General features: G+C 39.4%; 13 protein-coding genes. 10 read left to right on the top strand and 3 right to left on the bottom strand.

Going from position 1 to position 11,928, the window contains the following annotated elements:
* Nucleotides 1-57 precede the first annotated feature (57 nt).
* On the bottom strand, nt 58-846 hold the full coding sequence (locus HYX58_04445) for an ABC transporter permease (protein ID MBI2775226.1): 789 nt from the start codon (nt 844-846) through the stop codon (nt 58-60).
* A complete protein-coding gene (locus HYX58_04440) occupies nt 843-1,856 on the bottom strand; it encodes an ABC transporter ATP-binding protein (GenBank protein MBI2775225.1) in 1,014 nt (337 codons plus the stop codon). Before HYX58_04440 ends, HYX58_04445 begins: the two co-directional genes overlap by 4 nt.
* A 208-nt stretch (nt 1,857-2,064) precedes the next feature.
* Here HYX58_04440 and pheT point away from each other — a divergent pair, with 208 nt between their 5' ends.
* From pheT to HYX58_04390, 10 genes are all read left to right on the top strand, one after another.
* The gene (pheT, locus tag HYX58_04435; protein ID MBI2775224.1) at nt 2,065-4,380 is read left to right on the top strand and encodes a phenylalanine--tRNA ligase subunit beta; all 2,316 of its coding nucleotides are present in this window, start codon (nt 2,065-2,067) and stop codon (nt 4,378-4,380) included.
* Nucleotides 4,377-4,841, top strand: a complete 465-nt coding sequence (gene lspA / locus HYX58_04430) for a signal peptidase II (GenBank protein MBI2775223.1) — start codon at nt 4,377-4,379, stop codon at nt 4,839-4,841. Before pheT ends, lspA begins: the two co-directional genes overlap by 4 nt.
* Entirely contained in the window at nt 4,838-5,269 is a 432-nt protein-coding gene (locus tag HYX58_04425) for a phosphatidylglycerophosphatase A (GenBank protein MBI2775222.1), read from the top strand. The genes lspA and HYX58_04425 overlap by 4 nt, the downstream gene beginning before the upstream one ends.
* Before the next feature lie 48 nt (nt 5,270-5,317).
* Entirely contained in the window at nt 5,318-5,980 is a 663-nt protein-coding gene (locus HYX58_04420; protein ID MBI2775221.1) for a ComF family protein, read from the top strand.
* A gap of 295 nt (nt 5,981-6,275) precedes the next feature.
* Complete coding sequence (locus tag HYX58_04415) at nt 6,276-7,331, top strand: peptidyl-prolyl cis-trans isomerase (GenBank protein MBI2775220.1); 1,056 nt, start codon at nt 6,276-6,278, stop codon at nt 7,329-7,331.
* Nucleotides 7,332-7,484: 153 nt separating this feature from the next.
* A complete protein-coding gene (locus HYX58_04410) occupies nt 7,485-8,657 on the top strand; it encodes a hypothetical protein (GenBank protein ID MBI2775219.1) in 1,173 nt (390 codons plus the stop codon).
* 90 nt (nt 8,658-8,747) lie between these two features.
* Nucleotides 8,748-9,065, top strand: a complete 318-nt coding sequence (locus HYX58_04405; protein ID MBI2775218.1) for a GNAT family N-acetyltransferase — start codon at nt 8,748-8,750, stop codon at nt 9,063-9,065.
* A 112-nt stretch (nt 9,066-9,177) separates the two neighbouring features.
* Nucleotides 9,178-10,407, top strand: a complete 1,230-nt coding sequence (locus tag HYX58_04400) for a hypothetical protein (protein ID MBI2775217.1) — start codon at nt 9,178-9,180, stop codon at nt 10,405-10,407.
* A gap of 166 nt (nt 10,408-10,573) precedes the next feature.
* Entirely contained in the window at nt 10,574-10,780 is a 207-nt protein-coding gene (locus HYX58_04395) for a hypothetical protein (protein ID MBI2775216.1), read from the top strand.
* The gene (locus HYX58_04390) at nt 10,770-11,186 is read left to right on the top strand and encodes a PIN domain-containing protein (GenBank protein ID MBI2775215.1); all 417 of its coding nucleotides are present in this window, start codon (nt 10,770-10,772) and stop codon (nt 11,184-11,186) included. Before HYX58_04395 ends, HYX58_04390 begins: the two co-directional genes overlap by 11 nt.
* Nucleotides 11,187-11,194: 8 nt before the next feature.
* Here the strand turns inward: HYX58_04390 and HYX58_04385 are convergent, their stop codons facing one another.
* The gene (locus HYX58_04385; GenBank protein MBI2775214.1) at nt 11,195-11,749 is read right to left on the bottom strand and encodes a hypothetical protein; all 555 of its coding nucleotides are present in this window, start codon (nt 11,747-11,749) and stop codon (nt 11,195-11,197) included.
* Between the last annotated feature and the right edge of the window lie 179 nt (nt 11,750-11,928).

The following is an 11,928-nucleotide window of genomic DNA, read 5'->3' as shown; positions in this document are numbered from 1 at the left end:
AATAAAAAGAGTTTTTGTTACTTTACCATGGATCTATTTGCTCGTCGAGCTGCGCTTTTACTGCAGGCTCGTAAACCCCTTGATGCGCGATTGCTCAAACATAAAAACAAAGAACATCATCGATAGAATAACATAGATAATATTCAGAACGATGCTTATCAAAAGATAGTCCATCGGAAAATGGTGATGCGTCACGATAGTGCGCAAACCTTCAAACGCATAGGTCATTGGCATGAGTTTGCCGATATATTGGCCCCATTTTGGGAGCGATTCAAGTGGATAATAGACGGAACTGAAGGGTGAGAAAATCCAACTAACCGTCCAAGAAAAGAAAAGCGCTTTTCTTCCCCAGTACATAACAAATGCGGTGGTGAAAAAACCGATAAATAGGCCGGATAAAAGAAGCGAAAATAAAAAAGGAAGAAGCATCAATCCCGAAGAAAATATATTGCATGAATAGAGAAACCAAACCATCGCAATGCAGATAAAAAGGGTATAAAAGATTCTGAAAAAACTCAGAATGATGATCGCGCTCATCCATTCAAAAATAGTGAGCGGTGTAGAAAATAAATTAATAAAGTTTCTATCCCAAAGCTCTTCGAGTGCGTTCATAGAAACCGCATCATGTGCCCGCTGCACGACGTACCAAAACACTAAGCAGCTTAAGAGTACAAGGATATTTGATGACAACGATCCCTGTTGCTGATCTTGCATCCACATGCTCGTCATTCCCCAGAGAATGATATCTAAAATAGGCCACAAAATATCATCCAAGAAGTTATGGAGATTGCGTATCCATGTAAGCATGTAACGAACTACCATCGCCCAGATGCGATGCCATTTCATGCGAGTTCCTTAAACGTTTTGTATGGATTTGTGATTTTTAAAAAATAATCTTCAAGCGTCGGTTTCTCGATCGAAATATGAGAATAGAGGATCTCTTCTCGTGCAAAGTTTTGCAGCAACTGAGCAATAGAATGTTCATCAAGCTCAACCGTAATTTTTTCTTTATCAATGCTGTGCGCGACTAAGTGGCTAGTCAAAAATTGATCCATTTTTTGCACGTCGTGCGCTACGGTAAACTGAACGCGTACTGTGGTCGCCTCTTTTGCAAGTACGCGCGGGCTGCTATCGGCAACAAGCATGCCATTATTCATAATAAGAACGCGATCACATAGCGAGGCAACTTCTTCCATGTTATGTGATGCAAAGAGCATGGAAGTGCCGTGTGCTTTTTTTTCTTCAAGTAGGAAACGGCGCACCGTGAGTGCAATCTCCGGATCTAAAGAAGCGGTCGCTTCATCAAGAAATACCATTTCCGGTTGTGCCAAAAACGCTTTTGCAATCATTACGCGCGAAATTTGGCCATCTGAAAGATGACCCGTTGAGAGATCTTTCAACTGAAAGATGCCAAACGTGGTTAACAGTTGTTCAATTCGATTTTTTCGCTCAGTTCTGGAAAGGCCATATAAGCGTGCACAAATATCAAGATTTTGTGCGACGGAGAGGGTGATGGGCAGTTTAATTGAGCCGCTAGCAAAAGCGATTCTCTGCAGAAGCTGGGAGCGGTTGCAAGAAAAATCCTGATTAAAATAATGAATAGTTCCAGAGGTTGGCTTTAAAGTTCCGATTAACATTTGAAGCGTCGTTGTTTTTCCCGCGCCGTTTGGCCCTAGAAGGCCAACAATTTCGCCTTTATGGATATCAAATGAAACGTTTTTTACGGCGATCGCCTGAGAAGTTGCGCGCGCAAAAAAAGAGCGCGTAATAAACGCTTTCGTTAGGTTTGCGACGCGTAAAATCGGTTCTTGCGGCGGCATAATAGTATTATGGGGTAATGTGAGGAAAACATACATAAGTGAGTATATAGGAAAAGTGGTGAATCTCCACAAGGAATTAGAATTTACTCTGATTGATCATTTTTGCAATTTGACGTACTCTAAAATCTATACATTTTGAGCCAAAAATCTCATTTCTTTCAGTGTTTATACTAGAGATTGTTAATAAGTTAGTGCCAGGTAATAGCCTCTCAACAGCGACCGATAGAAAAATAAGGGTATTGTTATGAAATTATCGCTCTCTTGGATTTTTGATCATTTGAAGGGATCGTGGGCAGATTATGATATCCAGGAGTTGGTGCGCCGTTTTAATACGACGACCGCTGAAATTGAGCAAGTTGAGCATATTACGCTTAATACAGATCATTTTACGCTGGGCACCGTTTTAAAAATAGATAAAGAAAAAATTATTCTTTTCAGCTCAGAACTTGATAAAGAACTGGTACTTCCTTCGCGCACCGACGCCGCAGTTGGCGGAGTGTTTCTCGTTTTTCACAATAAAAACGATCATCGTTGGGCAACACTTGCCGATTGGCATGCTGCCAAAGAAGGGCTCATTGGCGCGCTGAGCGCGACCGAAAAAGAGCTTGAGGGATCTTGGAAAGATTCTTTTGAAAGCGAAGATTATATTTTGCATCTTGATAATAAATCGGTGACGCATCGGCCTGATTTATGGGGCCACCGCGGCATAGCGCGTGAAATAAGCGCTATCTTAAAAATTAAAATGCGCCCAGAATCAGAAATAATTAAAAAATTTCCGGTCGAACGGCACGAATCTATTGCGTCTTCAAGCAAAGAACGCCCATTTTCTCTGAAGATAAAAAATCCTGAGTTGATCAAACAACTTGGCGGTGGCTCTATTTCATCGATCTCCTATTGCCCATCATTAATTTGGATGGCGCATCGTTTGGCACGCATCGATAGCAAGCCTATCGATGCAATTGTCGATACTACTAACTACGTTATGTTCGATATTGGGCAACCGATGCATGCATTTGATGCAGCAAAAATAGATGTGAAAAAAATTGAAGCTGGATGTGCAGGCCGCGAACAAACGCTTGAACTTCTTGATCGCCAAACAATAACGGTCGATCCTGAAGATCTCGTTATTAGCGACGGCGCAAAACCGTTGGGGCTTGCAGGAGTCATGGGCGGTGCATCATCGGCGGTAAATGCGTCAACGAAATCAATTTTTATTGAAGCGGGATGTTTTGATGCGGGAAGGGTTCGCAAAACGGCATTACGCGTAAAAAAGCGTACCGAAGCATCATCTCGCTTTGAGAAAAGCTTAGATCCAGATAACGTGATCAAAGCACTCGGGAGATTTTTGACTCTTTTGAGTGAAAACAAAATCGAATTTAAACTCGCTGGTCCCCTTGCGCTCTTGGGGCATGCAGTTGGGCAGGAAGAGTTAAAAATTTCGCACGATTTTATTACTTCTCGTTTAGGTGCAGATGTTCCAGCAGCGGAAATAAAAAAAATTTTGGAAGCGCTTGATTTTGGTGTTGAGACGAAGAAAAATGTTTATCATTTAAGCGTTCCCACTTTTCGTACATCGAAAGAATCTTTTGTAAAAGAAGATGTAGTTGAAGAAATTGGGCGCTTTTTTGGGTACAATACAATTCCGCTTGAAATGCCAGCACTTAAATTGAAACCATCATCGCTTTCAGCTACGTTTCAAGAACGGAATCTTAAAAATTTCTGTGCATATTCACTTTCAGCGCACGAAGTCACCAACTACGCAATCTTTGATGAAGAATTTTTGCGCCAATTAAAATGGCAACCTGCGCAAACCGTAACAATTCAAAATCCGGTTTCAGAAAATTGGCAAGCGATGGTAACAAGCCTTGTGCCGCATTTGATAAAAAATGTGATGCAGAATAAAACTGAGCGGGAGCTGCGCTTTTTTGAATATAATAATGTTTGGCACAAAAGTGGCACACAGGTTATTGAAAAAAAGAATATTGCAGGAATTATTTTCGCAAAATCTTCGCTTGATTTTTATGTTCTTAAGAATCAATTGAGTAAACTTTTTACTATGCTCAATATAGCTGCTGAATGGAAAGAGGCGAGCACAACCGAACCGTGGATGCACCCCTATCAAACTGCGCGCATTGAGGTAGCCGGTGCGAATCTTGGTTATGCAGGAATGGCAAACAGTACATTTCTTGCTAACGTAGTCGAAGGCAGCGCATTCATTTTCGAGCTTGATGTACAAGAACTTACAAAACATGCTGCCACTGATAAGCAACGCTTTACTCAGTTAGCAAAATATCCTTCCACTTGGTTTGATATTAGCATGATGATTGCGCGAACGATTAGCGTTGAGCAGATAAAGAAAACTATTTTGAGTGCGGATGGCAGAATTTACAAAGTAGAACTTGTAGATTTCTATGAAAAAGATGAATGGCAAGATCAGCGATCGGTTACCGTTCGTTTCTTTGCGCGCGATGCTGAAAAAACTTTGTCTCAGCAAGAAATCGATCATTTATACGATCACGTTCTGATGAAATTAAAAAATAACGGAGCGGTGATTCGATGAAAAATAGATCACTATTTTATGCTGCACTTTTTTTTGGAATAATTATTCTCGATCGTATGAGCAAATGGTGCGTTCTTAATTTTCTTTCTTCAAGTTATCGAATCACAGCGTTTCTGGAATTAACCAAAACAATGAATCGCGGAATTTCCTGGGGATTTTTTAATTCAGCACCTGAATATGCTTATTGGATAATTACGTTCGTAATTGGTGCGTTTTGCACGCTGCTTATTTTTTACGCATGGCAACGCGCAAAACGAGGATTTAGCATCGTAGGCGAAGTGCTTATTATTGCGGGCGGCCTTTCAAATTTTGTTGATCGAATTATGTATAGTGGGGTTGTTGATTTTATTCTTGTTTCTTTTGGGCAATGGTCTTGGCCCGTTTTTAATGTGGCCGATGCAGCAATAGTGATTGGTGCAGGGCTGATGATTATAGAATCGTTTGGGGGAAATTCAAAATGAGTAGCTTTGCGCAACGCGCGGTAACATTATCAAGAATTGGGTACGCACCGGCGCCGGGCACGATGGCGACGCTCGTAACGCTGCCTTTCGTAATACTTATTTCATGGTTTTCGTTCGATTATCTTATTATTCTTGCAGCAACAATCGGCATCGGTTTTGCATTAGTGCGCGCAAGTTTGCCATTTTTTGATAAAAAAGATCCGCATGAAATTGTGATCGATGAAGTGGTTGGTTGCTTGGTAACTTTTTATGGTATTGCGCTAACCTCATCAACATTATTTGCAGGATTTATTCTTTTTCGCATTCTTGATGTTTGCAAGCCATCGTTTATCGGCCGCACCGAGCGCCTTCCCGGTGTGTGGGGAATTATGCTTGATGATATTGTCGCAGGCATTGTCGCAAATATAATTTTGCGCGCAATGTTTTAATGACTGCACATCAGAGAAATTCATAACAAACGTTTGAAAAAATAATCAGTGGCAATAATAAAAAACTTGCTCATTAATAATTTACGCCAACTTATTGCACCGCCATTTTGCACTTACTGCGGGATTATTCTTTTTGAAAATGCATGGTGGTGCGCGCAATGTGCATCGCATATAAAACCAGTTGTTTCAAAAACAATGGAAGTAACTAAATCTTTTCATATGCCAGTTTTTGCAGCAGGGGTTTATGAAGAACCACTCAAATCGCTCATTCTTGCAAAAAGTTGGTCTTCTCGCGTTGCGAGTGTTCAATTGGGAGAATTCATTTGGCAACGCACATCAATTTCTGTTTTAGATTTTGATTATATTGTTCCGGTTCCTTTACATTGGCGGCGCTATGCATGGCGCGGATACAATCAAGCTGAGGTGATGGCACAAACAATAAGCAAATTTTCTGGAAAGCCGATTGCGCAGATCGTAAAACGAAAACGATCGACTCCCTATTTATCATCCAAAAAGATTCATGAACGATCTGAAATTATTCGCGATGCATTTGCCCCAATCGGAGATTTAAAAAAATATGATGGCGCAACTCTTTTGCTTATTGATGATTTGCTGACAACTGGAGCCACATTACACGCAGTTGCGCGTACTATTTTATATGGATGTAAACCAAAAGCGCTTTATGGAGCTGTTGCTGCACGGGTTATATAAAATTGGCGCATCCCTCCGTCTTCGCTTATCCAGGGCTTCCGCCTTGGCAAGCTACGCCGGACACAGTCGATACATTTTTCTCAACTAGGGTTTCGCAAAATACTCAGGATGAGCGGTAAGAAACAAAATCGTGAGCTCCCGCTCGTGGTGAGTGATTTTGAGCGGAGCGAAAAATTGTATCGAACCATGGCGGACAGATCGAAGGTTGCGCCGCTGCTGCATTTTGCAACGATTTTCGTTCTATGGTACGCTACCACCAGAAAAAAATAATTACATATATCAAAGAAAGGATCTCATGAAGACGCATCTTTATAGATCACTCCAAGGAGTGTTTGCTTTATCAATTTTAGCAGTTTTGCCGCAATGTGATTTTTTTGGCAGTAAGAATGAAGAAAGAACAGAATCATCATCTGCTGCTGCGGATCAAATGCCAGCGGGAAGTGGAGAAGTTTTACTTTCTATCGATGGCAAGCCGCGCATTACGGTTGATCGTTTTGAAAATTATGTAAGCACTGTTCTTGAAGCACAACCACAATTAAAGCAACTTATTGCGCTGATGCCGGATGCTGAAATGGAACTTTTCAAGAGCATGGCAAATGAAGAAATGCTTCAAGCTTGGCTTGCAAAAAGCGGAATGGATCAAAAAGAAGCATACAAAAAAGATCTTCAAATGATCGTTGATTTTGGTAAACGTCAATTAGCTGTAAAATATTTCCAAGAAGCTCACCCAGTAACAGTGAGTGAAGCTGAAGTGCGAAAATATTACGATGAAAACAAGAAAACAATCCCTGAGCTGATGATGAATCGCGGGGGCGTTGCAGCGCAAATCGCAACATTTGATAAGCAAGCAGATGCTCAAGCATTTTTTGCAAAAGTAAAAGAAGGCAAAGCTGATTTTGAACAAGCGGCAAGAGAAGCAAAAGGCACCGTTAAATCGTTCCAAGAAATTAACGAAATGAGCTTTGATGTTGATCCGGCAGTTCGAGAAAAAATAAATAGCATGAAGAAATTCCCAGCTATTGAAATGGCGACCGGTAAAGACAAAGCTTGGGTTATCAAAGCAACCGCTAAAAAAGATGCGCAATATGTGCCGTTTGATCAAATCAAGCCGCGCATAGAAGCGTTCTTGCAACAGCAAAAAATGGGCGAATTGTTCACGAAGGAACTTGAAAGCCTCCGCAATGAGTTCAAAATTGTAGAAAACAAAGACTATTTTGAGCGCAAAAAGAAGCTCAAAGAAGAAGAAATGAATAATATGATGGAAAAAGGCGGCCAAAAACAGGGTATGAACCAAGGCGATGAAGAAGGGGATAGTATCTCCCAAGCGCCATCAGCCATAAAGGGTGCATAAGGCCAGTTGCGCATTAGCGCGAAACATCTTAAGCTAATAATAATAAGGGGCATTGTATTCGATGCCCCTTATTATTTGACCCCAAAAAACCTAAGAGTTTGTTTGGGGACCCCAAATAAAAAAAGGGGTCTCTGGCAAAAAAGGATAGCTCGAATGAATATACGTATTTTTCTCCTCTTAATTGTTTTGCAAGTCGGTTTTCATTCTGAAGGGTTTGGCACGCCTCCCGCTTCACCAAAAAAACCTGCAGCAGTGAATAAAGCAACGAAGGTGGCCGCTCCTTTACCCAAAGCAGATAGCGCAACCAATAAATCGGCCCCAAAAAAACCTCAAGCAGTGGCAACGCTTGCTGGAAAAACAAATGATTCAACCAAGCCACAAGCAAAAGCGAAAACGGGCAAAGAGCTTGCCGATTCTCAAGAGATAAAAAAGACAGACGATCCGCTAGCGGATAAGAAAATGCTCGTTGTTGCACCGCCAAAACCGATGAAAGCAGGAAGAGTTTATTTGGATGGGGTTGCCTGCGCAGTAAACGGCCCTGAACGATGCCAAATTTTTTGCGAGACGGACAAATACCGGCCCGGCTTAGCGCCAAGCGCGGCGAGGAACGATACTGAAAAGCTTGAAATGTTCGCGTTTAACGAATTGGTGTACCAAAATTGGATGCAGCTTATTGAGCGCCAAAAAATGGATCCAAACGATAACTCAATCGTCAATAATTATATTGATGGCCTTTGCAGACAAAATAATTGGTCGATGAGCGATTTAGAAAAAATTCTTGCGCAATCTGGCTATACATTGCAAGAAGGTATCAAAGAGCTGAAAAAAATGTACGCGGTCAATTATATGAGCGAAATGAAGATGCAAGGCGTGGTAGTACCCGAAAATGAAATTGAAGCGTATTACAAAGAGCATCCAGTTTATAATGAACCACGAGTAAAAATTTCAAGAGCGTTCGTTTCCTTCTCTCAGGTGGGTTCTAAAGATGAGTTGCTCAGCAAGATTGCGGCGCATAGTTCATTTATTACCTCGTGGGAAGATGAGTTTTGGCTTAAAGAAAGCGAAATGGCTGAGCATATGCGTTTCTTATTATCGCTTGATGTAAATAAAATTTCAGAACCGTTAGAAACGAATGGCGGTTTTGAGCTCTTTAAAGTATCTGCTAAAAAACCACAGCGTTTGGTCTCGCTCAAAAAACGGTACAAGCACATCGTGGCAGAGTTGCGCCAAGAGAAATCGGTCGATCTATTTAAGAAATATAAAGATCAGCTTTTTGATTCTGCATCGATTGTTTACTATTCTCACGATGCAACAGCAAGTGCATAAAATCGTTGAGTTGCCACTATGAAGATTAAATTATCCGTGAGTTTATTTATCCTTTTTCTATTTTTCCATCTCGCTTCTTTTTCTATGGAGATGAAAAAATGGGATTATCGGGCCATTAAGGATATTAATGCTTACATTGATGGTAACAAAATTGGGGATATTACTTATCAAACGATTGATGACCCAAACCGGCCTTGTTTTATTATGAACCTCTGGGTTGATAAGGAATTTAGAAGTAAGGGTATCGGAAAAAGTCTTCTTAAAGAAGCCATAAAAGATTTGAAAGATCAGGGTTGCAAAAAAATCTGGCTTCAGTCAACGAGCCAAGCAAAAGGCTTTTACGAAAAATTAAATTGTAAATGCGTAAATTCTGAAAATCTTTTGATGGAATGCGAAGTAGATCAATAGTACTTGCTTAATTAATTGGAAAAAAATAGCGATGTTAAAATGTTTCCTAATAATAAGTTTGTTTTTATCAAGTTTTAACGATACTTATTCGATATGGCAGAATCGAAATGATATGCCTGTTGACTCGAATAAATCTTCATATTTCTCTAACGGTACAATTCGAAATGCATTATTTGGATTGTTTGGTGCCGCTACCGTAATAAGTGTTTATAAATATGTTTCTAAAAAATTACAGAATCAAGAATATAAAGAATTAGAATTAACGCTTTCTGAGCAAGAATCATTGGCCTATTACGCAGCTGGTACTGCATTTTTTTATCTGCTGAATGAGCCTATTGTTAGCGCGATATGTGAACTTAAGTCGTTTGATATAACATCGCATAATCCGCTTGAGTTCACCGATCATAGTCGTCATATCGTGGGGCGCACGCGAGACGATATTGGGACAGAAATTAAATTTTTGGTGGCGGGTAAGGCGACTTTAAGGCTATTTCAAAAACCCATGGTACATCTAGGAAACATTATTGACCCTATCGGGTATATCAATGACAGAATTCTAGATAACGGTCTTTCGGAAGCATTGCCATTATTGAATTATGAAAAAGTTTCGAAATTTTTAACTACGAAAACTAATGAAAAAATAGAAGCAGAAATAATAGATATAGTGACAAATTGTCACAAAGAAGCCTACGAACTGTTAGAGAAAAATCAAGAAAAAGTGCAGAAGGTAGCGTTACTGATATTGGAAAAGAAAAAAATGACACTACAGGCGGTCAGAGAATCACTAGATATTTCAGATGAAGCGTCTGCCGAATTGCAGAAGGCGAAGCAAAGAAAATTAATTGCGTATCATGAAGCGGGGCATGCAATTGTGCATTTTCTTAATCCTGAAACTAATCAAGTTTGGAAAGATACTGCCCATTATTTAACCATAAAATCAGAAGACGATGCTTTGGGACAACTAAGATATCATCCATTCAGTTTTTTGAGAACACAAAAAAATTACAAAAATCAGATAATGACAGAGCTTGGGGGTATGGCTGCTACAGAAATAGTTTTCAATGCAAAAACAACAGGATGCTCAGATGATCTAAAAAAAGCCTCAGATAAAGTTCTGACGCTTGCCAGCTGTTTCAAGCACGTTAATTATTCAGAATTAATTTCCGTCTCTGAAAGCACAAAAGAAAAAGTTGAAAATGAGATAAAAGAAACAATGAGCAGTTATTATGAAGAGACTAAACAACTTCTGAAAGCCAACCGCACCAAATTGGATGCACTCGCACAAACTCTTCTTGAAAAAGAGACATTATCTAAAGATGAGATTGTAAAAATTATACTGTAAAAATTTAGATCATAGCTGAGTAAATTTTAAAATAGTTTATATAAATTCATTCGGCACGAGCAGTGCAGAAATCTTGCAAAAAAGATTACATCGCAAGCTGTTGTTTGCATTACCCTAATTAAGTACACTGAAATAATAATGATCGTATTATAGAAAGGAAACTCTTATGCAAGCTATAGAGTTTGTCACTAAAGCAAAAGATGGTGTGATCAAAATTCCAAAAGAGTACATTAAAACTCTGCACGACGAGTTTAGAGTAATTATTTTAGTTGAACCGCACGTCACTGTCCCTAAAAAAAAGAAAAAGCTTACGTCTCTCAAAGTAAAAACCAAAGGGTTGGTTTTTGATAGGGATGAAGCGAATGAGCGATAAAGTTTTTCTTGATACCAATACATTGATTTACGCATATTCTGTCGATGAGCCGTTGAAAAAAAAGGCAATTGAAAAAGTTATAGAAAGTTCACACGAAATCATATTGAGCACACAGGTTGTTAATGAATTTATTAATGTGATGAGCAAAAAACGGAAAGTTGGTTTGCCTGAACTTGCTATTACCGTTGATGAGCTTGCGGATAATTTCTCTGTTGCTCAAATTACTCTGCAAACGATTAAACAGGCTTTGATGATTTCTCAAAAATATCAGTACTCATATTTTGATAGTCTTATTATATCATCAGCGCTTGAGCACAGCTGTTCGGTGCTTTACACAGAAGACATGCACAATGAACAGTTAATTGAAGGCAAACTGAGAATTAAAAATCCTTTTTTCAAATTATAAGTTTTACCCTATTCAAGTGCTTTAGAGATCAAACTATTTGCTTTATGTTGAACATCTCGATTAAATGCTGAAGGCAAGTCTTTGAATTTTGCGAGAAAAGAAAGCGCCTGATTAGCAAGTTTTTGCGCAGCAGCATCGGTTGCAAGATCAATGATCGCAGGTATGCCTAAGAATTGGCCAATAGCGATATAGTTAGGAAACATAGAATCGTTCACATCATCGCGATAAAGATCCATTTTCAATGTATTTTTAACCTGTTCGATATTTCCTTCAGTGCCAAGCCTACTTCCGATACCAAATAGGCCATTTATTTGATATTCCGTTAGGGGGAAAACAAGCATATCAGCTGTTTTTGGGTCAAATTGCGCGAGTGATGATGAGATTTTTTTTAAATTTTCTATAGCAGATACCACATTGTCTCTGTTTCGCTCAAAAATACGATCGGAACCAATTATTTTTATGAGACTTGGCTCTGGTTTTTTAACCAATGCTTCAGGTTTTGAACCTTCTTGCGCTACCAACAAGCTTTGCAAAATGAAGGACAAAATTAATAATTTCTTCATGGATTTTCCTTTGTAATCTTGAGAAAGATATACTAACTTTTAGCAAATTAATTTTTTTTAAAGCAATACTTTTCTCTGAGCATTTTTGTCGCGATGCTATGACAGTTTATAAAGTGTGAACAAATGCGCCAGTTAGGGTGGTAACGGAAATGATGAATGCATTTAATAAAAATGAGTGC

Source organism: Candidatus Dependentiae bacterium (assembly GCA_016191325.1).
Lineage (GTDB): Bacteria > Babelota > Babeliae > Babelales > JACPOV01 > JACPOV01.
This window is presented reverse-complemented; position numbering and strand designations above follow the sequence as displayed.

What these genes read in the sequence shown, in the direction of transcription:
- HYX58_04445 (MBI2775226.1), bottom strand. Translation starts at nt 846, where the DNA reads ATGAAATGGCATCGCATCTGGGCGATGGTAGTTCGTTACATGCTTACA.
- HYX58_04410 (MBI2775219.1), top strand. Translation starts at nt 7,485, where the DNA reads ATGAATATACGTATTTTTCTCCTCTTAATTGTTTTGCAAGTCGGTTTT.
- pheT (MBI2775224.1), top strand. Translation starts at nt 2,065, where the DNA reads ATGAAATTATCGCTCTCTTGGATTTTTGATCATTTGAAGGGATCGTGG.
- HYX58_04440 (MBI2775225.1), bottom strand. Translation starts at nt 1,856, where the DNA reads ATGTATGTTTTCCTCACATTACCCCATAATACTATTATGCCGCCGCAA.
- HYX58_04400 (MBI2775217.1), top strand. Translation starts at nt 9,178, where the DNA reads ATGCCTGTTGACTCGAATAAATCTTCATATTTCTCTAACGGTACAATT.
- HYX58_04415 (MBI2775220.1), top strand. Translation starts at nt 6,276, where the DNA reads ATGAAGACGCATCTTTATAGATCACTCCAAGGAGTGTTTGCTTTATCA.
- HYX58_04425 (MBI2775222.1), top strand. Translation starts at nt 4,838, where the DNA reads ATGAGTAGCTTTGCGCAACGCGCGGTAACATTATCAAGAATTGGGTAC.
- HYX58_04390 (MBI2775215.1), top strand. Translation starts at nt 10,770, where the DNA reads ATGAGCGATAAAGTTTTTCTTGATACCAATACATTGATTTACGCATAT.
- HYX58_04405 (MBI2775218.1), top strand. Translation starts at nt 8,748, where the DNA reads ATGAAAAAATGGGATTATCGGGCCATTAAGGATATTAATGCTTACATT.
- HYX58_04385 (MBI2775214.1), bottom strand. Translation starts at nt 11,749, where the DNA reads ATGAAGAAATTATTAATTTTGTCCTTCATTTTGCAAAGCTTGTTGGTA.
- lspA (MBI2775223.1), top strand. Translation starts at nt 4,377, where the DNA reads ATGAAAAATAGATCACTATTTTATGCTGCACTTTTTTTTGGAATAATT.
- HYX58_04395 (MBI2775216.1), top strand. Translation starts at nt 10,574, where the DNA reads ATGCAAGCTATAGAGTTTGTCACTAAAGCAAAAGATGGTGTGATCAAA.